This is a genomic window from Paraburkholderia sp. BR10954, from assembly GCF_040965775.1.
Taxonomy (GTDB): domain Bacteria; phylum Pseudomonadota; class Gammaproteobacteria; order Burkholderiales; family Burkholderiaceae; genus Paraburkholderia; species Paraburkholderia youngii.
Map to the genome: position 1 here is coordinate 71,119 of NZ_JBFRCK010000016.1, position 24,095 is coordinate 95,213.

General features: G+C 65.8%; 27 protein-coding genes and 1 riboswitch. Of the genes, 21 read left to right on the forward strand and 6 right to left on the reverse strand.

The window, feature by feature from the left end; translation table 11 throughout:
* Positions 1-125: 125 nt before the first annotated feature.
* Both AB4Y34_RS22070 and AB4Y34_RS22075 read right to left on the reverse strand, forming a co-directional pair.
* Entirely contained in the window at positions 126-1,433 is a 1,308-nt protein-coding gene (locus AB4Y34_RS22070; RefSeq protein WP_368717202.1) for an ATP-binding protein, read from the reverse strand.
* On the reverse strand, positions 1,430-2,170 hold the full coding sequence (locus AB4Y34_RS22075; protein WP_368717203.1) for a response regulator: 741 nt from the start codon (positions 2,168-2,170) through the stop codon (positions 1,430-1,432). The genes AB4Y34_RS22070 and AB4Y34_RS22075 overlap by 4 nt, the downstream gene beginning before the upstream one ends.
* Before the next feature lie 392 nt (positions 2,171-2,562).
* Here AB4Y34_RS22075 and AB4Y34_RS22080 point away from each other — a divergent pair, with 392 nt between their 5' ends.
* The 4 genes from AB4Y34_RS22080 to AB4Y34_RS22095 all read left to right on the forward strand — a co-directional run bounded on the left by AB4Y34_RS22080 (position 2,563) and on the right by AB4Y34_RS22095 (position 4,469).
* Positions 2,563-2,754 carry a hypothetical protein gene (locus tag AB4Y34_RS22080; RefSeq protein WP_368717204.1) on the forward strand — a complete coding sequence of 64 codons (192 nt, stop codon included), beginning with the start codon at positions 2,563-2,565 and terminating at the stop codon, positions 2,752-2,754.
* Between the two features lie 54 nt (positions 2,755-2,808).
* Positions 2,809-2,967, forward strand: a complete 159-nt coding sequence (locus AB4Y34_RS22085) for a DUF6726 family protein (RefSeq protein ID WP_041734448.1) — start codon at positions 2,809-2,811, stop codon at positions 2,965-2,967.
* A 3-nt stretch (positions 2,968-2,970) separates the two neighbouring features.
* Complete coding sequence (locus tag AB4Y34_RS22090; protein WP_368717205.1) at positions 2,971-3,684, forward strand: hypothetical protein; 714 nt, start codon at positions 2,971-2,973, stop codon at positions 3,682-3,684.
* Positions 3,685-3,797: 113 nt separating this feature from the next.
* Positions 3,798-4,469 (forward strand): flagellar basal body L-ring protein FlgH, encoded by a 672-nt coding sequence (locus AB4Y34_RS22095; RefSeq protein WP_176381115.1) that lies wholly within the window; start codon positions 3,798-3,800, stop codon positions 4,467-4,469.
* Positions 4,470-4,551: 82 nt separating this feature from the next.
* Here AB4Y34_RS22095 and AB4Y34_RS22100 read toward each other — a convergent pair whose 3' ends face one another.
* The 4 genes from AB4Y34_RS22100 to AB4Y34_RS22115 form a co-directional block, all read right to left on the reverse strand.
* Positions 4,552-5,295, reverse strand: coding sequence for a response regulator (locus AB4Y34_RS22100; RefSeq protein ID WP_176381116.1), 744 nt, complete (start codon positions 5,293-5,295; stop codon positions 4,552-4,554).
* A 101-nt stretch (positions 5,296-5,396) separates the two neighbouring features.
* A complete protein-coding gene (locus AB4Y34_RS22105; protein WP_176381117.1) occupies positions 5,397-6,065 on the reverse strand; it encodes a hypothetical protein in 669 nt (222 codons plus the stop codon).
* 64 nt (positions 6,066-6,129) lie between these two features.
* Complete coding sequence (locus AB4Y34_RS22110; protein WP_176381118.1) at positions 6,130-6,603, reverse strand: hypothetical protein; 474 nt, start codon at positions 6,601-6,603, stop codon at positions 6,130-6,132.
* A gap of 234 nt (positions 6,604-6,837) precedes the next feature.
* Entirely contained in the window at positions 6,838-8,589 is a 1,752-nt protein-coding gene (locus tag AB4Y34_RS22115) for an ABC transporter ATP-binding protein/permease (RefSeq protein ID WP_368717206.1), read from the reverse strand.
* A gap of 433 nt (positions 8,590-9,022) precedes the next feature.
* Positions 9,023-9,146: riboswitch (TPP riboswitch) on the forward strand.
* Between the two features lie 221 nt (positions 9,147-9,367).
* Between AB4Y34_RS22115 and AB4Y34_RS22120 the strand changes: the two genes are divergently transcribed.
* The 17 genes from AB4Y34_RS22120 to hisC all read left to right on the forward strand — a co-directional run bounded on the left by AB4Y34_RS22120 (position 9,368) and on the right by hisC (position 24,073).
* Complete coding sequence (locus AB4Y34_RS22120) at positions 9,368-10,498, forward strand: FAD-dependent oxidoreductase (protein WP_368717207.1); 1,131 nt, start codon at positions 9,368-9,370, stop codon at positions 10,496-10,498.
* Between the two features lie 65 nt (positions 10,499-10,563).
* Positions 10,564-10,761, forward strand: a complete 198-nt coding sequence (thiS, locus tag AB4Y34_RS22125) for a sulfur carrier protein ThiS (RefSeq protein ID WP_026225709.1) — start codon at positions 10,564-10,566, stop codon at positions 10,759-10,761.
* Positions 10,762-10,868: 107 nt separating this feature from the next.
* Positions 10,869-11,684 (forward strand): thiazole synthase, encoded by an 816-nt coding sequence (locus AB4Y34_RS22130; protein ID WP_368717208.1) that lies wholly within the window; start codon positions 10,869-10,871, stop codon positions 11,682-11,684.
* A complete protein-coding gene (thiE, locus tag AB4Y34_RS22135; protein WP_368717209.1) occupies positions 11,681-12,784 on the forward strand; it encodes a thiamine phosphate synthase in 1,104 nt (367 codons plus the stop codon). The genes AB4Y34_RS22130 and thiE overlap by 4 nt, the downstream gene beginning before the upstream one ends.
* Before the next feature lie 94 nt (positions 12,785-12,878).
* Complete coding sequence (locus AB4Y34_RS22140; protein ID WP_176110133.1) at positions 12,879-13,700, forward strand: ABC transporter ATP-binding protein; 822 nt, start codon at positions 12,879-12,881, stop codon at positions 13,698-13,700.
* Entirely contained in the window at positions 13,697-14,464 is a 768-nt protein-coding gene (gene mlaE, locus AB4Y34_RS22145) for a lipid asymmetry maintenance ABC transporter permease subunit MlaE (protein WP_013090708.1), read from the forward strand. The genes AB4Y34_RS22140 and mlaE overlap by 4 nt, the downstream gene beginning before the upstream one ends.
* Positions 14,465-14,555: 91 nt before the next feature.
* Complete coding sequence (mlaD, locus tag AB4Y34_RS22150; RefSeq protein WP_176381124.1) at positions 14,556-15,095, forward strand: outer membrane lipid asymmetry maintenance protein MlaD; 540 nt, start codon at positions 14,556-14,558, stop codon at positions 15,093-15,095.
* A gap of 11 nt (positions 15,096-15,106) precedes the next feature.
* Entirely contained in the window at positions 15,107-16,189 is a 1,083-nt protein-coding gene (locus AB4Y34_RS22155) for a VacJ family lipoprotein (protein WP_368623328.1), read from the forward strand.
* Positions 16,190-16,303: 114 nt separating this feature from the next.
* Entirely contained in the window at positions 16,304-16,936 is a 633-nt protein-coding gene (locus AB4Y34_RS22160) for a phospholipid-binding protein MlaC (protein ID WP_368717210.1), read from the forward strand.
* Positions 16,933-17,253 (forward strand): STAS domain-containing protein, encoded by a 321-nt coding sequence (locus AB4Y34_RS22165; protein WP_176124275.1) that lies wholly within the window; start codon positions 16,933-16,935, stop codon positions 17,251-17,253. Before AB4Y34_RS22160 ends, AB4Y34_RS22165 begins: the two co-directional genes overlap by 4 nt.
* A gap of 190 nt (positions 17,254-17,443) precedes the next feature.
* Positions 17,444-18,376 carry an ABC transporter ATP-binding protein gene (locus AB4Y34_RS22170; RefSeq protein WP_013090703.1) on the forward strand — a complete coding sequence of 311 codons (933 nt, stop codon included), beginning with the start codon at positions 17,444-17,446 and terminating at the stop codon, positions 18,374-18,376.
* The gene (locus AB4Y34_RS22175; protein ID WP_176124276.1) at positions 18,373-19,137 is read left to right on the forward strand and encodes an ABC transporter permease; all 765 of its coding nucleotides are present in this window, start codon (positions 18,373-18,375) and stop codon (positions 19,135-19,137) included. Before AB4Y34_RS22170 ends, AB4Y34_RS22175 begins: the two co-directional genes overlap by 4 nt.
* 15 nt (positions 19,138-19,152) lie before the next feature.
* Positions 19,153-19,392, forward strand: a complete 240-nt coding sequence (locus tag AB4Y34_RS22180) for a BolA family protein (RefSeq protein ID WP_176381127.1) — start codon at positions 19,153-19,155, stop codon at positions 19,390-19,392.
* 111 nt (positions 19,393-19,503) lie between these two features.
* Positions 19,504-20,766, forward strand: coding sequence for a UDP-N-acetylglucosamine 1-carboxyvinyltransferase (gene murA, locus AB4Y34_RS22185; RefSeq protein ID WP_176381128.1), 1,263 nt, complete (start codon positions 19,504-19,506; stop codon positions 20,764-20,766).
* Complete coding sequence (gene hisG / locus AB4Y34_RS22190; protein ID WP_176124279.1) at positions 20,763-21,464, forward strand: ATP phosphoribosyltransferase; 702 nt, start codon at positions 20,763-20,765, stop codon at positions 21,462-21,464. The genes murA and hisG overlap by 4 nt, the downstream gene beginning before the upstream one ends.
* A gap of 59 nt (positions 21,465-21,523) precedes the next feature.
* Positions 21,524-22,858, forward strand: coding sequence for a histidinol dehydrogenase (gene hisD, locus AB4Y34_RS22195; protein ID WP_368717211.1), 1,335 nt, complete (start codon positions 21,524-21,526; stop codon positions 22,856-22,858).
* 144 nt (positions 22,859-23,002) lie between these two features.
* Entirely contained in the window at positions 23,003-24,073 is a 1,071-nt protein-coding gene (hisC, locus tag AB4Y34_RS22200; protein ID WP_368717245.1) for a histidinol-phosphate transaminase, read from the forward strand.
* Positions 24,074-24,095: the final 22 nt, after the last annotated feature.

A 24,095-nucleotide genomic window follows, 5' to 3' on the forward strand; every position in this document is an offset into this window, starting at 1 on the left:
GGGCGGACGGAGAAGGGCGGCATCGAGGTTGCCGGGGGCGACTATAAGGCCGCGACCCGCGCGACGGCCGATGCGGTAAGGGCAGGTAAGTGCCCCGGTCCGCGTCCCCTTACCTGCGAGCATCCTCACGTCAGCGCCGGGTCCACCGGCAATTCGATCCGTACGTCGAGCCCGCCCCGCGCATGATTGCGCACGAGGCAGCGTCCGCCGCGATGGTGCGCGAGCCGCGCGACGATCGCGAGACCGAGCCCGCAATGGCCTTCGCCGCCGCGCGCGGCGTCGAGCCGCACGAACGGCTTCATCGCCGCGGCGATGCGGTCGTCGGGAATGCCAGGGCCGTGGTCGCGCACGCTGATGATCCAATGACCGTCGTTGCACGCGGTTGAGATTTCCACCGGCGGCATGCCGTGTTCGAGCGCGTTGTCGACGAGGTTCGTCACGAGCCGGTCGAGCAGCGTGCGCGGCAGCTTGAACGAGGGGCCAGCGCGCAAGTCGAGTGCGAAAAGCTGGGTTTCGGCGGGGTCCGCCGCTTCGGCGGTTTCAGCGGCCTCCGCGTAATCGCCCGAGGAAAACTGCTCGCGCAAGAACTCGTCGACTTCGACCGGCGGTCCGGCGTCCGCCGATTGGCCCGCGAATTCGAGGAACTGCTGGACGATGTTGGTCAGCGAATCGACGTCGCGGATCAGGCCGACACGCTCGTTTTCGTCGACCAGCACGCTCGCGCGCAGCTTCAGGCGCGTGAGCGGCGCCTTCAGATCATGCGCGACGCCGGCGAGCATCACCGCCTGGTCGTCGCCGGCTTCGTTCAGGCGGCGCATCATGTCGTTGAACGAGCCGATCAGATCGCGCAGTTCGCGCGGACCCTGCACCGGCACGGGTTCAGGGCGGCCGCCCGAGCCGAATGCGCGCGACGCATCGGCGACGCGCAGCAACGGCCGTTGCATCTGCCAAACCGCGAACAAGGACAGGATCAACCCGGCGGCCAGCATCGAGACCGATTCGATCAGAAAGCGCGGCGGCGGCGGGACATCGACCGGCACGACGACCCAGTTCGACTTGCCCGGAACCAGCACCCACAGTTGCGGCGGACGCAGATCGTCGACGGCGATCTGCGTGCCGGCCGGCAGGTTCTCGCGCAGATGCCGGCTCAACTCGACCAGCACATGCTCGTGCGGCTCGCGCAGATGCACGCTGGTCGGCATGTTCCAGGTGGGTACCAGATGCACGCGCATCGCCGGCGCGAGCGCGGCGCCCTTGATCGGCTCGCCGTTGATTGCCTGCAGCACCAGCAGAATGCCGCGCGCGAAGCCGTCGATTTCATGGCGCGGCGGCTGCATCGTCACCAGCACGAACCAGCTCGCCTGAATCGCGAACAGCACCGCCGCCGACAGCAACGCCATTCTGCCGAACAGCGTGTTCAGCGGATTTCTCATGCGCCCGGGGCCGCCCCGTCCTCGAAGGGGGTGCCATTGGCGTCGGGCACGAACACATAGCCCTTGCCGCGCACCGTTTGCACATAGCACGGGTTCGACGGGTCGTCCTCGATCACGCGGCGCAGGCGCCAGATCGGCACGTCGAGGCTGCGGTCGCGGAACGCGAGGTCGTCGCGATGCACGAGATCGTGAATCAGCACGCGCGACAGCACCTTGTACGGATTGTTGACGAAGATTTTCAGCAGCGCGAATTCGCTGTCGCGCAGCGGCAGCTTGGCGTCGTCGCGGGTCAGCGAGCGCGTCGCGAAGTCCAGTTCGAACGGACCGAAGCGATAGCGCTTGCGTGCTTCCGGCGCGCTCGTGGTGGACGGCCCGCGCCGGCGCAGCACGGTCTGGATGCGCACCAGCAGTTCGCGCGGATCGAACGGCTTGGTCAGATAGTCGTCCGCGCCGAGCGACAGACCGACGATGCGATCGGCCACCGTGCCGCGCGCGGTCACGAAGATCACCGGGATGTCGTCGCCGGCGGCGCGCAACGCGGTGAGCGCGCGCAGGCCGTCGGTGTTCGGCATCATGATGTCGAGCACGACGACCGACGGCCGCTCACGCTCGAGGCGACGCTGCAAATGAGTGCCGTCATGCAGCACGGACGCATCGAAGCCGTTCGACTGCAGAAACTTGCAAAGCAGATCGCGTACGACCGGATCGTCGTCGACGATAAGGACCTGTGGATTCATGGCGAAATTCTAGACTGGCGCGCCCGACGCGCGACCGCGCATTTCCTTACCAACGCTTACTGTGCGCCACGTGGCGCTGGCGGGCTTGCGCCGGGGCGGATCAGCGAAGGTTCTGCGCCTACTTTAGCACTGCCTGATCCTGCTCTCCGCAACGACCGCCACGCGATGACAACGCCTGGCAAGCACTCGAAAGCCCTCGCAAGACCACGGAACGCATCGTAACAACCGCGCGAAAGCATGCTTTGCTTCGCCCATCGTCGGCGCCTGCGCGGCGCGATGATTCGTTCCGCAGCAAGTCGCGCCGCACGCCGAACGAGGCCAGCTGCCTCGGATGACGGCTCGCGGCGCTCAACCGACACCCGCGCGCAATGCGCGCCTTTGCGAGGTCCATCATGACGATCCACAACACCCTCAGTTCCACGCCGTTCTCCACGCTGGCGAAGACGCCAGCCACGGAGAAGTCCGCCAGTTCCAGCACCACTGGTGCAGCGGCGAAATCGCAGCAAAGCAGCGCGCTCGCGCAGCCTGCACTGCCTGCGCCGGGGACGGGGCTCATCGGCCATCTGGTCAACACGACCGCGTGAACCGGCGAGGTCCGCGTGCCGTTATCCAGAACTACTGAGCATCGGCGTCGCATCGTGGCGTGGCTCGTTGCCGGCGCGCTGCTGTTGCCGCTCGGCGGCTGCGGCGCCGCGGCGCTGCCATGCCGGGTCACGGCGGCGACCTTGAAAGTGCTGCCGGTCGTCGGCCATGCGGCGGCGACGCCTTTCGACATGTGTGCTTCCGCGATCGATTGAATCATGATGCTCACCAGGATGGTTGGTGCATTGATGCTGCTCGGCGGTGTGCTGTCGTGCGCCGCGCATGCGCAGCCTGTCGCGCGCAGTCCGAAGGCGGCCAGCGCGGCATCGAATAGCGTCGTCACCGACACGCGGCGGCGCTCGCCGGATGCGCCGTTTTCATTTCGCGGCGTCGCGCTCGGCATCACGATCGACGAATTCCGCGCGGGCTCGGCCGTGCGCGCGACGCCGGTCGGGAGCGTGCCGATCTGCGAGACCGACGTGCAGGCAGGTGCGCTCGGCATGCGGCTGAAATCGCACGATAGCCTGAGCGTCGCGTGCCGCTGGGCGCATCGCGATGATCAGCGCTGGGCGGTCTCGCAGGCGGTGGTCGATGGCGCGCCGGCGCTCGAACACGTGATGCGCTTCACGCGCATCGACGGGCAAGGCGCATTGCGTCTCTACGAGATGTCGTTCGTGCTCGACGAGCTGACCGCGGAGGATCTGCGCGACGCGCTCGAGGATCGTTATGGGCCGCCGCGTCTCGCGACGCGCAACGCGGCGGCGCCGGCCGCGATGCCGATGTACGTATGGGAGAACGCGGTCAGTTCGATCACGCTGTGCTTTCTGCCGGGCAGCCGCAACGGTACGCTCACGTATCTGCTGAAGGGCTCGGATGCGTGGATGAAAGCGGTCGTGCGGCAGTGGCAGGCGAGCGGCGCCGACGCGGGCTGATGATTGCCTGCCAAGCCTGATTATCGGTGCGAACCCAACGCCGAAAGCGGATGGCGTCTGGCTAGCGCTGCCACGCTTTAACTCCTTTTCATCTTTCTCGCCACGGAGCCAGCATGACCGCACTACGACTCATCCTGGTGCTCGGCGCCGCGAGCTGTCTCGCGGCCTGTTCGAATACGCAGACCAGGTCGATCGTCGAAACGCCGATGGCGCCGCCGCTTGCGTCCGCGCCGTTGAACGTCAACACGCAAGGCGCGATCTATCAGGCCGGCGCGCCGCTGCTGCTGTATGAGACGCCGCGCGCGCAGCATATCGGCGACGTGCTGACGATCCGGCTGTCCGAATCGTATAGCGGCAACAACAGCGCGAGCGCATCGGCGAACCGCGCGAGCAGCATCACCGCGACCGCCGCGGACCAATCGACGAACGCCGCCGCGCGGCTCGCGAAACTGTTCAATATCGGCTCGGCCAGCACCGACTACAAGGGGCAAGGCAATCTGCGCGACATCAGCGATATGACGGGCACGCTCGCCGTGACTGTGATCGGCACGGTGTCGGGCGGCAATCTGGTCGTGTCGGGCGAGAAGGTGATCGCGATGAGCGGTACCCGCGACCGTCTTCGGTTGTCGGGCATCGTCAATCCCAAGGATATCGAAGCAGGCAATTACGTTGCGTCGAGCAAGGTCGCGAACGCGCGCATCGAACAGGCGGGCCTCGGCATGGTCAACGACGCGACGACGATGGGTTGGCTGCAGCGGATGTTTCTGAGTGTGCTGACGTTTTGACCGTCAGCCGCGTCAGCGCGCTGCGCGTTGTGCGCGACACGCAGGTCACATCAACCGGCTCGGATCAGATCGACTCGCGCCGCTAGCCGAGCGTCGGCGCGAGCCCGCGTTCGGCCGCGCCGAGCTCGCCATCCGGCACGAACACATAGCCGCGTCCCCACACCGTCTGCACGTAGCGCGGTTCCGATGGGTCCACTTCGATCAGCCGACGCAAGCGCCAGATCGATACGTCGAGACTGCGATTGCGATGCGCTTCGCTATTGCCGTGCAGTTTCTCGAGCAACTGCGCACGTGTGAGCACGGTCATCGCGTGCGTGACGAACACCTTCAGCATCGCGAATTCGCTCGAACGCAGCGTGATGCGTTCGCCGTCGCGGCGCAGTTCGCGCGCGGGGAAGTTCACTTCGAAGCGGCCGAAATGATAGGGCGCGCGGTGCTCGGGCGCGCCCGGCGCGATCGAGCCGCGACGACGCAGCACGGTGCGAATACGCGCGACGAGCTCGCTCGGTTCGAACGGCTTGCCGAGATAGTCGTCAGCGCCAAGTTCGAGGCCGATCACGCGATCGATCGGATCGGCGCGCGCGGTCAGCAGAATCACGGGAATGTCGTCGCCGGCGACGCGCAACGCGCGCAGCGCGCTGATGCCATCGAGCTCCGGCATCATGATGTCGAGCACGACGAGCGCGGGACGCTCCTGCTGCAATCTGCGCTGCAACGCCAAGCCATTTTCGAGCGTGGAGACGTTGAAGCCGCGCCCGTGCAGATATTCGCTGACGAGCTCGCGTACGATGGGATCGTCATCGACGATCAGGATGGTCTGGTTCATTCAGGTCATCTTAGTGATGCGCACGGGCCGCGCAAAGCGCATACCGCTTTCCAATCCTTTCCCGTGTAAGGCGCTGCAAGCGAACGCACAGCCGCGGGTCTTCAGCGGGTCGGCGGGAAGGCCTGCGAGGTTTGCAGGGTCTGCTGTTGATGCTCCTGGCGCGCGAAATCGGTCCGATCGACGACCATCCGCTCGATCAACCCGCCGAGCTTCACCGAGGCCGACGAGAAGCGGTCGGTGTTCAGGCCGCCGGTCTGATAGCGCGCGGTGACCAGAATGCGGCCGCTCTGGATCAGCGTCAGATCGATGATCGACAGGTACTGGATGGATTCGTCGCTGAACGAGCGGCGCCCATAGTCGATCGCGGCGTTGTAGACGAGCCGCGCTTCGCAGCCGGCCGGCGAGGTCCCCGGATTGTAGACGTCCGAACGAATGCCGCGCCGCTCGAGCGCGAGCTGCAGCGCCGGCACGAAATCGCCGACCGACACCGTCGGATTCACTTCGATGCACACGTGCTGCACATCGGCGGGCCGGCCGTTGACGAAGGTCGGCGACGAGTAGTTCGACGCGATCGCGTAGCCGGCCTGGATCACGGAACCGGTGGCGTCGGCGGCCTGGATCAGCGTCCATGCGCAGCCGTCGAGCGTGAGCGTCAGCGTCGCGGCGAAGGCGGCGAGGGCGCAGCGACGCCGGGATATCAGCGAGGCGATCGGACCGAGGCGCGAAGGCTTGGTTGCGGCTGGCGCGCGCACGGTTGGCGGCGAGGTCATGAGGCAGCGCCCGATCCCGGTCACGAGATTCGCTGGGTCATCGAAAGCAGCGACGGCCGCGCGCTCAGCGCGTCACGCGCACTCGCAGTTCGTTCTGGCCTTGCACGCTCGCGGTGACGTTCACGCGGCGCGCGTCGATGGTCACGACGAAATGCTGGCGCACCGGTGTGTTGACGTCGTGCACGACGCGCGGAAAGCAGGCGGCGATGTCGGCGCCGAGTTCTTCGAGCGGATCGTTGATGACGCCGTCGGCTTGCCAGTGCGCGCGCCAGTGGCAGTCGTACGCGTGCGCGGTAGCGCGGCAATCGTCGGAATGGGAGACGCCCGGCAGTTGCGCGGCGGTCTCGTTCGGCAGTTGCCGGAAATCGCTCGCATCGACGATGTGCGTGAGCGCCGCGCAGATATCCGCGGGCTGGTTCGGCTCGGCGGTTTGCGCGGCGTCGACGGCGTTCGTGAAGAGCAGCGCCGCGCCGCAGGCGAGCGCGAGGCGCGGGAGCAAAGTCGGGAGCAGAGGTGAAACACGGCGAGCGAATGACATGGGCGAGAAGTCCGGAGAGCGGTTGCGATCAAAGACGTGACTGACGTCAACGAAGGCCGACGCATGGCGCGGCCCGTACGACTATCGTCGCTGCTCGCGGGCATTTTCAAAGCGCGGAACAGCTTGCGCGCTTCGCAAATGCTTCCGAACTCTTCTCGTGTCTTTCCGGATGTTGCGCACGACGCGCGGGGGCGGCGTCGTGCGCTTAATTGAAGTGAGCGCTGTGCGCGTCGCTCACGCCGCTATCGCTTCGGCCGAACGCTCGACGTCGAGCGTTTCGTCATGGAACGCAGCAAGCGATTCGCGATGCGCGACGCTGACGATCGCCGCCTTCGGCAGCCGCTCGGTGAACAGTCGATAGAGCCGCGCCTCGTTTTCCGCGTCGAGCGCGCTGGTCGCTTCGTCGAGGAACAGGTAGTCGGGCTTGTGCAGCAGCACGCGCGCGGCGGCAAAGCGCTGCTGCTCACCCGGCGACAGCACGCGGGTCCAGTGCCCCGTTTCCTGCAGACGGTCCGCGTATTCCGACAGATGGCAGGTGATGAGCGCGTCGCGGCATTCGTCGTCCCCATAGGTGTCCGCCGCCGACGGATACGCGAGCGCCGCCTTCAGCGTGCCGATCGGCATGTAGCTGACCTGCGGAATGAACATCATGCGCGCGTTGACCGGCGCGTCGATCGAGCCGTCGCCGAACGGCCACAGGCCCGCGAGCGCGCGCATCAGCGTGCTCTTGCCGGCGCCCGACGGACCGCGCACGAGCCAGCGCGAGCCCGGCCGGATCGCGATATCGCGGATGCGCGACAGCGGGTTGCCATTGGGCAGCGCGAGCGTGAGGCTGTCGGTGGAAAGCGAGTTGCTGTCGACGAAATGCAGATTGATGCCGCCGTGTTCCGTGGCCGGCGACACCGATTCCTTCAGACGCGGCGAATGCACGACGCGCTTGAATTCGCGCAACCGGTTCACGGTCGCGCGCCATTCGACGAGGCTCGTATAACTGTTGATGAACCACGAGAACGAATCGCTGACGGTGCCGAACGCGCTCGAAATCTGCATCAGCACGCCGAACGTGAATGCGCCCGCGAAGTAGCGCGGCGCGGCGACGACGATCGGGAAAATGATCGCGATCTGGCCGTAGAAGCTCAGCACGAAGGTCAGGCGCTTCGTGTACTTCATCACCTGCCACCAGTTGTCGCGGATGCGGCCGAACAACGTGCGCGCGTTCGTCTTCTCGGTTTCCATGCCGTTGTAGAACGCGATCTGCTCGGCGTTCTCACGCAGCCGGATCAGACCGAAACGGAAATCCGCCTCGACTTTCTGCGCCTGATAGTTGATCGACACGAGCGGATGGCCGACCTTCTGCATAACGAGCGAACCGACCACCGCATACAGCGCGGCGGCCCAAACCATGTAGCCGGGGATATGCAGCGGCGTGCCGCCGAGCGAAATACTCAGCGCGCCCGCGAGCGTCCACAGGATTGTGATGAACGACACCAGCGTGACGACGGTCGACAGCAGATCGAGCGTCAGCGACAGCGTGGTGGTCGCGAACGACTGCAGGTCGTCGCTGATCCGCTGGTCGGGGTTGTCGGCGAGGCGGTCGCGCTCGATGCGGTAGAACGCGCTGTCGTTGAGCCACTCGTTCAGGTAGCGGGTGGTCAGCCACTGGCGCCAGCGGAAGCCGAGCATCTGACGCAGATAGCGTCCATACACGGCGAGGATGATGAAGCCGAACGCGAGTCCGGTAAAAATCATCAGCAGATGCGGGAAGTCGTGGACGTTCTTCTCCTGCAGCGCGTTGTAGAAGTCCCTGCTCCAGCTATTCAGGCGCACGTTGATCCAGACGACGAGCAGGTTCATCACGATGATCGTAATGAGCAGTCCCCATGCGATGCCTCGTTCCTCGGAAACCCAGTAAGGCTTGATCAGGCTCCAGGCGGAGACCTTTTCGTCGGACGGCAGCGCGGGGCTGGCGGAAGTATGTGGTGTCATGAGCGTCCTGATGAAGTGCTGACCCGAAGTGCATTCCGGCGGCGTACGGGTCCGATCTGGTTGACCCATGTCGGGCGATCCCGCTGACAGCCGGCCCTTTGCGAGGCCGTGGCTGAGGCGGGTCTGCGATACCTGGCCGGGCATCGCGCCCTCGCGCTCGATGCACGCGAGTCCGGACGGGCGCCCGATTCTGGCGTGACGCCCTTAAGCGAAAATTAATTTTTCGGGGCCGGCGTCCGCCGGGATGCCACTGCCACGCATGCGGCCACGAGGGTCGCGCGCGCCGCGTTTTTTCGGCACCGGTCACGGCATTGTGCCAGAGCGCCGGGCCGATTCGCATCGGCATCTCGCTAGACGGTGCCAGATCAAAATCGCGGCAGCGACGGCGGACCGCTGGTTTGCGGGCGCCGCGCCTTTTATGGTCTAATGACCTGCGACGAAACAGGGGTGCTTCGCCCACAGGCGGCATGATTTTCATGCCGGGGCGGCGAGGCTGAGAGAGACCCTTTGCACCCGATCCGGGTAATACCGGCGCGGGAAGTTTCCGGAAGCAACCGTCTTCCATTCCCCGCCGGGCGGCGAGCGCAGCTCACATGCACACGCCGTGACCGGCCGGCTTCACCCGCCGGTTTCGTCCTGGGTACGTGCGTTTTTGGCCGTACGGAAAGGACTCGATGACCGCCTATTCTTCAGACATGCATCTTTCTCTTCGTCACGCCGGCTCCGGCGTGCCGTGCCGCTTTGGTTTCGCCCGCGGCTGTCAAACGGAGCGGGTGCGATGAGCCATTCCGCTCGACCGGATTTCGCCGTGCTCGGCGGCGGTTTGTGCGGCCGGCTGGTCGCGTGGCACCTCGCGGGCGACGGACATCGCGTGTCGCTCTATGAGCGCGGCGATGCCGCCGGCTCGCAGGCTGCCGCGTGGGTCGCCGCGGCGATGCTCGCGCCGCTGGCAGAAGCCGCCAGCGCCGAGCTGCTGATCACACGGCTCGGTGCGAGTTCGCTCGAAAGCTGGCCGCGGGTGCTCGCCGAACTGCCGGAGCCGGTGTTTTTCCAGCGCAACGGCACGCTCGTCGTCTGGCATTACGCGGATCGCACGGAGGCGCCGCTGTTCGAGCGCCGCGTGCGCGCGAACGCGCCGGCCGAGTTGCTCGACGGCGGCTTCGTCGCGCTTTCCGGCGCGCAGCTCGGCGCCGCCGAACCCGCGTTGGCCGGCCGCTTCAATCAGGGCTGGCTACTGCCGCGCGAGGGCCAGCTCGACAACCGCCAGGTGCTGTCCGCGCTCGCCGCGGGGCTTGCCGAGCGCGGCGTCGACACGCACTGGAACACGCCGATCGACGACGCGTCGCTGCCCGACGCCGGTATCACGATCGATTGCCGCGGGCTCGGCGCAAAGCCTGTGCTGCCGACGCTGCGCGGCATCCGCGGTGAAGTTGCGCGCGTGCATGCACCTCACCTGCAGCTGACTCGCCCGGTGCGGCTGCTGCATCCGCGCTACCCGCTGTATATCGCGCCGAAGCAGAACGGCCTCTACGTGATCGGCGCGACCGAGGTGGAGGGCGAGGACATGTCGCCCGTCAGCGTGCGTTCGGCGCTCGAGTTGCTGAGCGCGGCGTTCTCGGTGCATCCGGGCTTCGGCGAGGCGCGCATCCTCGAGCTGAATTCGCAGTGCCGGCCGACCTTGCCCGATCACCGTCCCGCGCTGCTGTGGGACGGCGCGCGCACGTTGCGCGTGAACGGCCTGTATCGGCACGGCTTTATGATCGCGCCGGAAGTCGCCGACGAAGCCGTACGCTTCGCGAGCGCGCTGCTCGACGGCCGTGTCCGGGACGCCGACGCATTCGCCGGCTGGCGGCGCGACGCACGCTGGAGCGAGCTGTTCCAACAGCATTTCGCGCGTGAGCCGGCCTGAGCGTAGCGGCAAACGTGCCGCACGCGATGCCGCTTGCGCCATCGATTGAACCGTATTCGAACACCATGGACATTCATATCAATCAGAAGCCGTTGTCGCTGCCCGAGGGCGCGACTGTCGCCGATGCGCTTGCCGCCTTTGGCGCGCGTCCGCCGTTCGCGGTCGCGCTCAACGGCGATTTCGTCGCGCGTGCGCAGCATGCGGCGCGCGCGCTGCAAACGGGCGATCGGCTCGACGTCGTGCAGCCGGTCGCGGGCGGCTGAGCGCGCTCGCGCCAGCCTGCTGCTTACCGAATGCAACAACCGTCGCCGAAAACCCATTGCCGTCACGCGGTCGGTTCTAGCCGCGACGGCAAACCAGGATGATGCAAATGACTTCACACGAGAGCGCCGACGCGCTGACCCTATACGGTCAAACTTTCGCAAGCCGCGTGCTGCTCGGCACGTCGCGCTACCCGTCGCTGCAATCGCTGTCAGATTCGATCGACGCCGCGCGCCCCGGCATGGTCACCGTCGCGCTGCGCCGTCAGATGAACGAGGGCAACGCGGAAGCCGGCTTCTTCGATCTGCTCAAGCGCCACGGCGTGCCGCTGCTGCCGAATACGGCGGGCTGCCTGAGCGTCGGTGAAGCGGTGACGACCGCGCACATGGCGCGCGAAATCTTCGAGACCGAGTGGATCAAGCTCGAACTGATCGGCGACGACTACACGTTGCAGCCCGACCCGGTCGGGCTGATCGAGGCCGCCGCGCGGCTCGTCAAGGATGGCTTCAAGGTGCTGCCGTACTGCACCGAAGATCTGGTGATCGGCCGCCGTCTGCTCGACGCCGGCTGCGAGGCGCTGATGCCGTGGGGCGCGCCGATCGGCACCGGCAAGGGCGTGGTCAATCCGTACGGGCTGCGCGTATTGCGCGAGCGGTTGCCGGACGTGCCGCTGATCGTCGATGCCGGGCTCGGCGTGCCGTCGCATGCGGCCCAGGTGATGGAGTGGGGCTTCGACGGCGTGCTGCTGAATACGGCGGTGTCGCAGGCGACGCACCCCGACGCGATGGCGCGCGCGTTCGCGCTGGGCGTCGAGGCGGGCCGGCAGGCGTATCTCGCGGGCCCGATGGCCGAGCGCGAGAGTGCGCACGCGAGCACGCCGGTGGTCGGCATGCCGTTCTGGCATCAGGATGGAGGTGTGGCATGACGCAGTCGTTGACGCTGAAGGACCGCGATCTGTTCTGGCCGACGGCCGACGAACTCATCGAAGCCGCCGAGCGCATCCGCGCGCGGCTTGGCGACTGGCCGCCGACCCACGCGCCGTGGCGCATCTGCCTGATCGCGCCGGACGAACCGAACGGTGGCGACCTGATCGTGGTCGCCGACGCGCAGCAGCACGGCGAGCAGATCGCGCGCTGGCTGACGCGGGGCGCGGGCGTGATCGTCGCTGCGGAAAACCGCGCGACGCTGCATCTGGGCGGTGAGAAATACGGCCTCGAAGGCCATCTGGCGGAAGACTGGATTCCCGCGCTGGCCGCGTTCCTCGACTGCGGTTTCGATCCGCACGACGCGCTGGTGCTCGCGCTCGCGTGGCGCGACGGCGACGAGACCCGCGCCGACGACGCTTTCCCGTCCGACCTCGGCCGCTTTCCGCGCCTTACCGACCTGCCGCCGGCACCCGCTAGGGCGTTCCCGCGCTGCCCGGAAAAGCTCGGCTTGTATCCAGTGCTGCCGACCGCGGACTGGGTCGAGCGGGTGGTCGGGTTCGGCGTGAAGACGGTGCAGTTGCGCCGCAAGTCGGCCGAGCCCGCCGACGAACTGAAGCGCGAGATCGCCCGCTGTGTGGCGGCCGGCCGCGCGCACGACGCGCAGGTGTTCATCAACGATCACTGGCAGGCGGCGCTCGAGGCGGGCGCGTACGGCGTGCATCTCGGCCAGGAAGACGTTCATACTGCGGATCTGTCCGCGCTGGCCGACGCGGGCATCCGTCTGGGCCTGTCCACGCACGGCTTTTACGAGATGCTGAAGGCGCTGCATTTTCGTCCGAGTTACATTGCATTGGGCGCGGTGTTCCCGACCACGACCAAGGTCATGCCGACCGCGCCGCAGGGCTTGCGGCGCCTCGCACGCTATGTGCGGCTGCTCGACGGTGTGGTGCCGCTCGTCGCGATCGGCGGGATCGATCTGCAGGTGCTGCCGGAGGTGCTCGCGACCGGCGTCGGCTGCGCGGCGGTGGTGCGCGCGGTCACCGAAGCGGCAGACCCGGCCGCCGCCGTTTCTGCACTGCAACACACGTTTACGCAATAATCGTCAGGCATAGTCAAGGAACGGGGCACCTCAACGCAGCTTTTGCATGATGGCCCTATAATTCGGCCTTCCGTGTAAAAGGATTGTCAGTTTGGTGCCTTCCTCCCCCGAGACCATACTCGAGCTGCGCGACGTCGACTTCGGCTACGGCGACCGGCTCGTCCTGTCGAATCTGAATCTGCGCTTTCGCCGCGGTCAGGTCGTCGCGGTCATGGGCGGCTCGGGTTGCGGCAAGACCACGGTGCTGCGGTTGATCGGCGGCCTCGTGCGCGCTCAACGCGGCCAGGTGCTGTTCCATGGCCAGGACATCGGCGGGCAGACGCGCGAAGGCCTTTACGCGCTGCGCCGCAAGATGGGCATGCTGTTCCAGTTCGGCGCGCTATTCACCGACATGTCGGTGTTCGAGAACGTCGCCTTTTCGCTACGCGAGCACACCGATCTCCCCGAAGAACTGCTGCGTGACCTCGTGCTGATGAAGCTCAACGCGGTCGGCCTGCGCGGCGCCCGCGATTTGCTGCCGTCGGAGATTTCGGGCGGCATGGCGCGGCGCGTCGCGCTCGCGCGCGCGATCGCACTCGATCCCGAACTGATGATGTACGACGAACCGTTCGCCGGCCTCGACCCGATCTCGCTCGGCATCACCGCAAATCTGATCCGCACGCTGAACCAGGCGCTCGGCGCGACGTCGATTCTCGTCACGCACGATGTGCCGGAATCGTTCGCGATCGCCGATTACGTGTACTTCCTGTCCAGCGGCGGGGTGCTCGCCGAAGGCACGCCGGACGAGCTGCGCGCGTCGACCGACCCGACCGTGCGGCAGTTCATCGACGGCGCGCCGGACGGCCCGTTCAGATTCCACTATCCTGCGCAGACGCCGCTCGCGGCGGACTTCGGCATCGGCGGAGGCCAGTCATGATCAGTACGATCGGTCGCTCGGTCATCACCGGGCTCGGCACCGCCGGCTACGCGACGCGCTTCTTCCTGCGGCTCGTGCTCGAAATTTTCCCGCTGCTGCGCCGTCCGCGTCTTGTCACGAAGCAGATCCACTTCGTCGGTAATTATTCGCTCGTGATCATCGCGGTATCGGGGCTGTTCGTCGGCTTCGTGCTCGGGCTGCAGGGCTATTACACGCTGAACCGTTATGGCTCCGAGCAAGCGCTCGGGTTGCTCGTCGCGCTGTCGCTGGTGCGCGAGCTCGGGCCGGTCGTGACCGCGCTGCTGTTCGCCGGGCGCGCGGGCACGTCGCTGACCGCCGAAATTGGCCTGATGAAGGCCGGCGAGCAGCTCACCGCGATGGAAATGATGGCTGTCGATCCGGTCAAAGTCGTGATCGCGCCGCGCCTGTGGGCGGGCATTATCTCGATGCCGATCCTCGCGGCGATCTTCAGCGCGGTCGGTGTGCTGGGTGGTTACGTGGTGGGCGTGCTGCTGATCGGCGTCGATGCCGGCGCGTTCTGGTCGCAGATGCAAAGTGGCGTCGACGTTTGGCGCGATGTCGGCGCCGGGGTCGTCAAGAGCGTGGTGTTCGGTCTCGCGGTGACCTTCGTCGCGCTGTTTCAGGGCTACGAGGCAAAGCCGACGCCGGAAGGCGTGTCGCGCGCGACGACCCGCACGGTCGTGTACGCGTCGCTCGCGGTGCTCGGGCTCGACTTCCTGTTGACCGCACTGATGTTCAGCTAAGGCCGCGCAGCGTGCCGACTGCCGGCGGCGTACGATGCGCCGCGCACGGCGGGAAGCGGCGGCGGCGCGGCGGATTCACTTTGGGATGACGATGAAAAAGAATGTTCTCGACTTCTGGGTCGGCCTGTTCGTGGTGCTGGGTTTCGTGGCGTTGCTGTTTCTTGCGCTGAAGGCCGGCAATATGAGCTCGCTGTCGTTCCAGGCAACCTACCCGGTCAAGCTCAAGTTCGACAACATCGGCGGGCTGAAGCCGCGCGCGCCTGTAAAGAGCGCCGGCGTGACGGTCGGCCGGGTCGCGTCGATCGGCTTCGATAGCAACACCTACCAGGCGCTCGTCACGATCGATATCGACAAGCAATTCGAGTTTCCGAGAGACACTTCGGCGAAGATCCTGACCTCGGGTCTGCTCGGCGAACAATACATCGGGCTCGAGCCGGGCGGCGACTCGGAAATGCTGAAGGCGGGCGATACCATCGCGATGACGCAATCGGCGATCGTGCTGGAAAACCTGATCGGCCAGTTCCTGTATAGCAAGGCCGCGGATTCCGGCGCAGCGAAGCCCGCTGCATCCGCCCCCGCACCGGCGCCGGCAGCGCCGGCTTCCGGCGCTGCCGGCCAGTCAGGCCAATAAGGAGAACAACGATGCAGACGAAACTGCAGACCCCGCGCAGCGGCGCGCGCGTCCTACAGTTCGGCAAGGTCGCCGTGGCGGCTGCGCTACTCGCCGGTTGCACGACCGTGCAGACGCCGACCAAGGGCGACCCGTTCGAAGGGCTGAACCGCACGATCTTCACCATCAACGACAAGGTCGACCAGTACGCGATCAAGCCGGTCGCCCAGGGCTACGTATTTGTCACGCCGCAGCCGGTGCGCGACAGCGTGACGAACTTCTTCTCGAACATCGGCGACATCTATATCGCGGCGAACAATCTGCTGCAGTTGCGTATCGCGGACGGCGTGTCGGACATCATGCGGATCGTGATCAACACGTTGTTCGGCGTCGGTGGCCTGTTCGACGTCGCGACGCTCGCGAAGCTGCCCAAGCATGACAACGACCTCGGTCTGACGCTCGGCCACTACGGCGTGCCGGCGGGTCCTTACCTCGTGCTGCCGCTGTTCGGGCCGAGCACGGTGCGCGACGCGTTCGGCTCGCTCGGCAACTACTACGTGAACCCGATCAGCTACATCGATCCGCCGGGCTTGAGCTGGGGCTTGTGGGGCTTGAACATCGTCAATACGCGCGCGAACCTGCTCGGCGCGAGCAACCTGCTGGAAGGCGCGGCGCTCGACAAATACTCGTTCGTGCGCAATGCGTATCTGCAGCGCCGCCAGTATCTGCTGTCGGACAACCGCCGGCGTCCGCAGGACCTGCCGAGCTATGAAGAGGAAGCGCCGCTGCCGAAGTACGACGAAGGTGAGACGGGCGCGGCCGCAGGGGCGGCAGGTGCGCCGGCCGGCGCTGCAACCGGCGCGGCGGGCGCCGCTGCGGGCACGCAGGGTGCTGCGGCAAAGGCGGCTCCCGCATCCGGCGCGGCCGTGGCAACACCGCAAGGCGCGTCGGCACCGCAGGGCGCGTCGGCGCCGCAAGGCGCGTCGGCGCCGGAGGCCGCGTCGGGCACCGAAACCCCGCCGCTCGACCTGAAAGGCGGCCCTGAAACGCAGATTCCGGCCGGTCAGCTGGTGCCGCCCACGCGCTTCAACTTCCCGTCGTTCAGATTGCATTGAACGTGCAGCCGTAACAGATCGATACGACTCTCGCAGTTTGCGCATGGATTGCCGTCAAACTCGCGTGATAAGGTCCGTTCAACCTGTTGCACTATTTTTGAGGCAAAGCTCGATATGAAAAAATTCTTCCTGATTCCGTTGTTTGCCGTGTTGTTTTCATTCATCAGCGCGGGCGCATCGGCGCAAACCGTCGACACCAACTCCCCCGAGGCGCTGATCAAAACCGTCACCCAGCAGGTGATGGACGCAATTCGCGGCGACAAGTCGATCCAGCAGGGCGACATCACCCACATCACGGCGCTCGTCAACGAAAAGATCCTGCCGTACACGGACTTCCGCCGCACCACCCAGCTCGCGATGGGCCGCAACTGGCGCACCGCGACGCCCGAGCAGCAGAACCAGGTGGTCGAGCAGTTCAAGATGCTGCTGATCCGCACGTACTCGGGCGCGCTCGCGCAGGTGCGCGACCAGCAGATCCAGTTCAAGCCGTTCCGCATGAACCCGGACGACACCGACACGGTGGTGCGCTCGGTCGTGATGAACAATGGCCAGCCGATCGAACTCGACTATCGCCTGTACAAGACGACGCAAGGCTGGCGCGTGTATGACCTCAACGTGCTCGGCGCGTGGCTGATCCAGGCGTATCAGCAGCAGTTCAACGAGCAGATCCAGCAGAAGGGCGTGGACGGACTGATCCAGTTCCTCACGCAGCGCAATCAGCAACTCGCCGCGGGCAAGCAGTCGTGAGCGACGTGCTGAACCAGGTCGCGAACCGCTTCGACAGCGGCGCGACGCTGACCCACGAGAGCGCGAAGGCCGCGCTCGCGGCGGGTCTGCAACGTATTGCGGCCGGCGCGCGCGGCGTCGATTGCGCGCCGCTCACGCAATTCGATTCGTCGGCGCTCGCGGTCCTGCTCGCGTGGGTGCGGGCCGCGGCGGCGCGCGGCGACAAGTTCGAAATCATCAATCTGCCGGCCGGTCTCGCCAGTCTCGCGCAGGCCTACGGCGTCGATACGCTTCTCTCTCCTGTCGCCTCCAGCATGGTTGCGTCAGCGCGACATTGACGCTCCTCTAGCGTCGTCTCCCCCCTTCCGGCCAGGCCGGGGGTGTCAGTTTTTGCCCTATAATCAAACGTTTTTTTGGGGCGTTGAACTGGCCCCCTAATCGGCCCCGGTTCCGTTTCTTCCAGCATTTGCACGTCCCCAAGCTCCATCGGGGCTACTTCAGGCGCCGCGACGCGCGCGGCCCATAGTCATGTCAGCCATAGAAATTCGTAACGTCAAGAAGCGCTACAAGGACTTGCAGGCGCTCAAGGGCGTCAGCCTCACGGTCGAAGAAGGCGAGTTCTTCGGACTGCTCGGTCCGAACGGCGCGGGAAAGACGACGCTCATCAGCATACTCGCGGGTCTCGCCCGCGCCGACGAAGGCAGCATCGCGGTGCGCGGTCACGACGTGGTCGACGATTTCCGCAATGCGCGCCGCGCGCTCGGCGTGGTGCCGCAGGAACTCGTGTTCGATCCGTTCTTCACGGTGCGCGAAACGTTGCGCATCCAGTCGGGCTACTACGGTCTGCGCAACAACGACGCGTGGATCGACGAGATCATGGCCAATCTCGATCTCACCGAAAAAGCCGATGCCAACATGCGCGCGCTGTCGGGCGGCATGAAGCGCCGCGTGCTGGTCGCGCAGGCGCTCGTGCACCGTCCGCCGGTGATCGTGCTCGACGAGCCGACCGCGGGCGTCGATGTCGAACTACGCCAGACGCTGTGGAAGTTCATCTCGCGCCTGAATCGCGAAGGCCACACGATCGTGCTGACCACGCACTACCTGGAAGAAGCCGAATCGCTGTGCGACCGCATCGCGATGCTGCGCCGAGGCGAGGTCGTTGCGCTCGATCGCACCAGCACGCTGCTGCAGCGCTTCGCCGGCATGCAGCTGTTCGTGCGCTTCGCGCACGGCGTGCTGCCCGCCGATCTGCGTCCGCTCGAGGCGGAAAGCGGCGCCGGCAACGGCAATGGCCGCCAGCACCTGCTGCGCCTAACGAGCTACGACGACGTCGAGCGCATCCTCGCGCAATGCCGCGCGGCCGGTTGTACATTCGAAGAAATCGAGGTCCGCAAGGCCGACCTCGAAGACGTGTTCGTTCAGGTGATGAACGGTCCAGAAGTGATCGAGGGGCTCGCATGAGCGGCTACAGTGGATTCGGCACGCTGTTTTACAAAGAACTGCTGCGTTTCTGGAAGGTATCGTTCCAGACCGTGCTCGCGCCGGTCATCACCGCGCTTCTTTATCTGACCATCTTCGGCCACGCGCTGCGCGGCCACGTCGAGGTCTATCCGGGCGTCGAATACACGAGCTTCCTGATTCCGGGTCTCGTGATGATGAGCGTGCTGCAAAACGCGTTCGCGAACAGTTCTTCGTCGCTGATCCAATCGAAGATCACCGGCAACCTCGTGTTCGTGCTGCTGCCGCCGCTGTCGCACTACGAGATGTTCGCGGCCTACGTGCTCGCGGCCGTGGCGCGCGGGCTGTGCGTCGGCTTCGGTGTGTTCATCGTGACGATCTGGTTCGTGCCGCTCGCGTTCACCGCGCCGCTCTACATCATCGTGTTCGCGATGTTCGGCGCGGCGATTCTCGGCACGCTGGGTCTGATCGCCGGCATCTGGGCCGAAAAATTCGACCAGCTCGCCGCGTTCCAAAACTTTCTGATCATGCCGCTCACGTTCCTGTCGGGCGTGTTCTACTCGACGCATACGCTGCCGCCCGGGTGGCGCGAAGTATCGCGGCTCAATCCGTTTTTCTACATGATCGACGGCTTTCGCTATGGCTTTTTCGGCGTGTCGGATATCGACCCGCTGATGAGCCTCGCGATCGTCGCCGGTTTCTTCGTGGTGCTGGCTGTCGTGGCGATGCGCATGCTCGCCACCGGCTACAAGCTGCGCCACTGACGAGGAGCTTCTCTCATGTTGCCGACTCCCGAACAGGTCAAACAGTACATTGCAGCTGGACTCGCGTGCGAGCATCTCGCAGTCGAAGGCGACGGTCAGCATTTCTTTGCGACGATCGTCTCGCCGAGCTTCGAAGGCAAGCGCCTGATCCAGCGCCATCAACTCGTGTATGCGGCGCTCGGCGAGCGCATGCGCGAAGAAATCCACGCGCTCAGCATGAAGACGCTGACGCCCGCCGAATGGCAGAACGCGTAATCTGGAAATTTAGTGCGAGTTACTCACGAAGGGCGCGACGCAGCTAGCGGCGCGCCGAACACAGACAAAGCAGGTCCGGGCGCGACCCGGGCCGATCAGGAACCGACAGGCATGGATAAACTCATCATTGAAGGTGGCTACCCGCTCTCCGGTGAAGTTGTCGTCTCGGGTGCGAAGAACGCGGCATTGCCGATCCTGTGCGCGGGTCTGTTGACCGCCGATCCGGTGCATCTGGAGAACGTGCCCGATCTGCAGGACGTGCGCACGATGCTCAAGCTGCTCGGCCAGATGGGCGTGCGTATCGAGGCAGGCGAAGGGCGCGTCGCGCTCGACGCGTCGAAGGTCGACAACCTCGTCGCGCCGTACGAGATGGTGAAGACGATGCGCGCGTCGATTCTCGTGCTCGGTCCGCTCGTCGCGCGCTTCGGTCATGCGCGCGTGTCGCTGCCGGGCGGTTGCGCAATCGGCGCGCGTCCGGTCGATCAGCACATCAAGGGTCTGCAGGCGATGGGCGCCGAGATCACGATCGAGCACGGCTTCATCGAAGCGCGTGCGAAGCGTCTGAAGGGCGCGCGCATCGTCACCGACATGATCACCGTGACCGGTACCGAGAACCTGCTGATGGCGGCGGTGCTCGCGGAAGGCGAAACCATCATCGAGAACGCCGCGCGTGAACCCGAAGTGGTCGACCTCGCGCATCTGCTCGTCGCGATGGGCGCGAAGATCGAAGGCATCGGCACGGATCGCCTCGTGATCCAGGGCGTCGACAAGCTGCACGGTGCGAAGCACACGGTCATTCCGGACCGCATCGAAGCGGGCACCTTCCTGTGCGCGGTCGCGGCGGCAGGCGGCGACGTCACGCTGCGCAAGATGCGTCCGCTGCTGCTCGAAGCCGTCACCGAAAAGCTGCGCGATGCGGGCGTGACGGTCGAGGAAGGCGACGACTGGATGCGCGTGCGCATGGACAAGCGCCCGAGCGCGGTCACGTTCCGCACCTCCGAATACCCGGCGTTCCCGACCGACATGCAGGCGCAGTTCATGGCGCTCAACACGATCGCCGACGGTACGTCGCAGGTCGTCGAGACGATCTTCGAAAATCGCTTCATGCACGTGCAGGAACTGAACCGCCTCGGTGCGAGCATCACGATCGACGGCAACACCGCGCTCGTGACCGGTGTCGAGAAACTGTCCGGCGCGAAGGTGATGGCCACCGATCTGCGCGCGTCCGCGAGTCTCGTGATCGCCGCGCTGCGCGCCGAGGGCGAGACGCTGATCGACCGTATCTATCACCTCGATCGCGGCTACGACCGCATGGAAGCGAAGCTCAACGCGATCGGTGCGAAGGTGCGCCGCGTATCCGGGAGCCAGGCATGAGTTCGATGCCGCAAACGTCGTCGTCGCCGGCGGTGAGCGCGCCGCTCACGCTCGCGTTGTCGAAAGGGCGTATCTTCGAGGAAACGCTGCCGCTGCTCGCGGCGGCCGGCATCGAAGTCGCCGAAGATCCCGAGAGTTCGCGCAAGCTGATCCTGCCGACCACCGACCCGAACCTGCGCGTGATCATCGTGCGCGCGACCGACGTGCCGACCTATGTCGAGTACGGCGCGGCCGACTTCGGCGTGGCCGGCAAGGACGTGCTGCTCGAGCATGGCGGCAGCGGTCTGTATCAGCCGGTCGACCTGGACATCGCGCGTTGCCGGATGTCGGTCGCGGTCGCGGCGGGTTTCGATTATGCGAACGCGGTGCGCCAGGGCGCGCGTCTGCGTGTCGCGACCAAGTACGTTGAAACCGCACGTGAGCATTTTGCCGCCAAGGGCGTTCACGTCGATCTGATCAAGTTGTACGGTTCAATGGAACTGGCGCCGCTGGTCGGCCTCGCCGACGCGATCGTCGACCTGGTCAGCTCGGGCAATACGCTGCGCGCGAACAATCTCGTCGAGGTGGAGGAGATCATGCAGATTTCGTCGCGCCTCGTGGTGAACCAGGCGGCGCTAAAGCTCAAACGCGCCGCGTTGCGGCCAATTCTCGACGCGTTTGCCAATGCGTCGTCGAAAACCGGCGCCCCGGCGGCCTGACTGAACGATGGCACGCTGATCACGCTGCGACTCAGCGCCTTACCGAAACGGATACCTGTATGTCAACCAAGATTCGCAAACTCGATTCCACCGCTCCCGACTTTCAGAAGTCGCTGCATGCGGTGCTCGCGTTCGAGGCGAGCGAAGACGAAGCCATCGAGCGCGCGGTCGCGCAGATTCTGAACGACGTGAAGGCGCGGGGCGACGACGCAGTGCTCGAGTACACGAACCGCTTCGATCGCATCGATGCGAAAAGCGTGGCCGAGCTCGAACTGCCGATGGCGGAGCTCGAAGCGGCGCTCGAAAGTCTCGAGCCGAAGCAGCGTGCGTCGCTGGAAGCGGCGGCGGCGCGCGTGCGCGGTTATCACGAGAAGCAGAAGATCGAGTGCGGCAGCCATAGCTGGCAGTACACCGAAGCGGACGGCACCGTGCTCGGCCAGAAGGTCACGCCGCTCGATCGCGCGGGCATCTACGTGCCGGGCGGCAAGGCGGCGTATCCGTCGTCGGTGCTGATGAACGCGATTCCGGCGCGGGTGGCCGGCGTGCGCGAAATCGTGATGGTCGTGCCGACGCCGGACGGTGTGAAGAATCCGCTCGTGCTCGCGGCGGCACTGCTAGGCGGCGTCGATCGCGTGTTCACGATCGGCGGCGCGCAGGCGGTGGGCGCGCTCGCGTACGGCACGCAAACCGTGCCCGCGGTCGACAAGATCTGCGGCCCCGGCAATGCGTATGTCGCGTCGGCGAAGCGTCGCGTGTTCGGCACGGTCGGCATCGACATGATCGCCGGGCCGTCGGAAATTCTCGTGCTGTGCGACGGCACGACCGATCCGCGCTGGGTCGCGATGGACCTGTTCTCGCAGGCCGAGCACGACGAGCTCGCGCAGTCGATCCTGCTGTGCCCGGACGACGCGTTCATCGCGCGTGTGCAGGAAGCGATCGACGAACTGCTGCCCACGATGCCGCGCCACGAGGTAATCCGCACGTCGCTCGAAAATCGCGGCGCGCTGATCAAGGTGCGCGACATGGCCGAGGCCTGCGCGATCGCCAACGACATTGCGCCGGAGCACCTCGAAATTTCGGCGCTGGAGCCGCATCAGTGGGCGCAGCAAATCCGCCACGCGGGTGCGATCTTCCTTGGCCGCTACACCAGCGAGAGCCTCGGCGACTACTGCGCGGGCCCGAACCACGTGCTGCCGACGTCGCGTACCGCCCGGTTCTCGTCGCCTCTCGGCGTTTATGATTTCTTCAAGCGCTCGAGCCTGATCGAGGTCAGCGCGGAGGGCGCGCAGACGCTCGGCGAGATCGCCGCCGAACTTGCATATGGCGAAGGTCTGCAAGCGCACGCACGCAGCGCCGAATTCCGGATGCGGCAGAACAACAACGAACGCGGCTGAGACGGAAGCGGCGAGGGCGGAGACTGCCGCGCGAGCGACGCATCGAGCACCCGCCCCGTTCAATAACGACGACAGAGACCAACCCGAGCGCCCTGCACCGACGACGCCGACATGGCAGTCTTCGCCCGGCCGGGCCCCGAAGCTATGACGACACCTCAAGACATCATCCGCAGCGACGTGCTCGCAATGACGAGCTATCCGGTTCCGGACGCCACCGGTTTCATCAAGCTCGACGCGATGGAAAACCCGTTCCCGCTGCCGCCGGAACTTGCCGCCCATCTCGGCGAGCGTCTGGCCGGCGTCGCGTTGAACCGGTATCCGGCGCCGCGTCCCGAGCGACTGATCGAGCGCATCCGTCACGTGATGGGCGTGCCGGCGGGCTGCGACGTGCTGCTTGGCAATGGCTCGGATGAAATCATCAGCATTATGTCGGTCGCGTGCGCGAAGCCGGGCGCGAAGGTGCTCGCGCCGGTGCCGGGCTTCGTCATGTATCAGATGTCTGCCAAGCTGGCGCATCTCGAATTCGTCGGCGTGCCGCTGAAAGCCGACTTCACGCTCGATACCAACGCGATGCTCGCGGGCCTCGCCGAGCACGAACCGGCGCTGATCTATCTCGCGTATCCGAACAACCCGACCGGCACGCTGTTCGATGACGCCGCAATCGAGCGCATCATCGCCGCGGCGGGCAAGAGCCTCGTCGTGATCGACGAGGCGTATCAGCCGTTCGCGCAGAAGAGCTGGCTGCCGCGCGCCGACCAGTTCGACAACGTCGTCGTGATGCGCACGGTGTCGAAGTTGGGCCTCGCCGGGATCCGCCTCGGTTATCTGGTCGGCAAGCCTGCGTGGCTGACCGAATTCGACAAGGTGCGCCCGCCGTACAACACCAACGTGCTGACGCAGGCCGCCGCCGATTTCCTGCTCGACCACATCGGCGTGCTCGACGCGCAGGCCGCGCAATTGCGCGACGAACGCGAGAAGCTCGCGCAGGCGGTGGCCACGCTGCCGGGCGCCGAAGTGTTCGACAGCGCGGGCAACTTCCTGCTCGTGCGGGTGCCCGATGCGTCGGTATTGTTCGAAACCCTGCTAACGGCACGTATCCTGATCAAAAACGTGAGTAAAATGCACCCATTGCTGGACAACTGCGTGCGTTTGACCGTCGGTTCGCCGAACGAGAACGCGCAGTTGCTCGCCGGCCTGAAACTCGTGTTGCGGTAATCCGCCGCATCGAGCGGCGGCA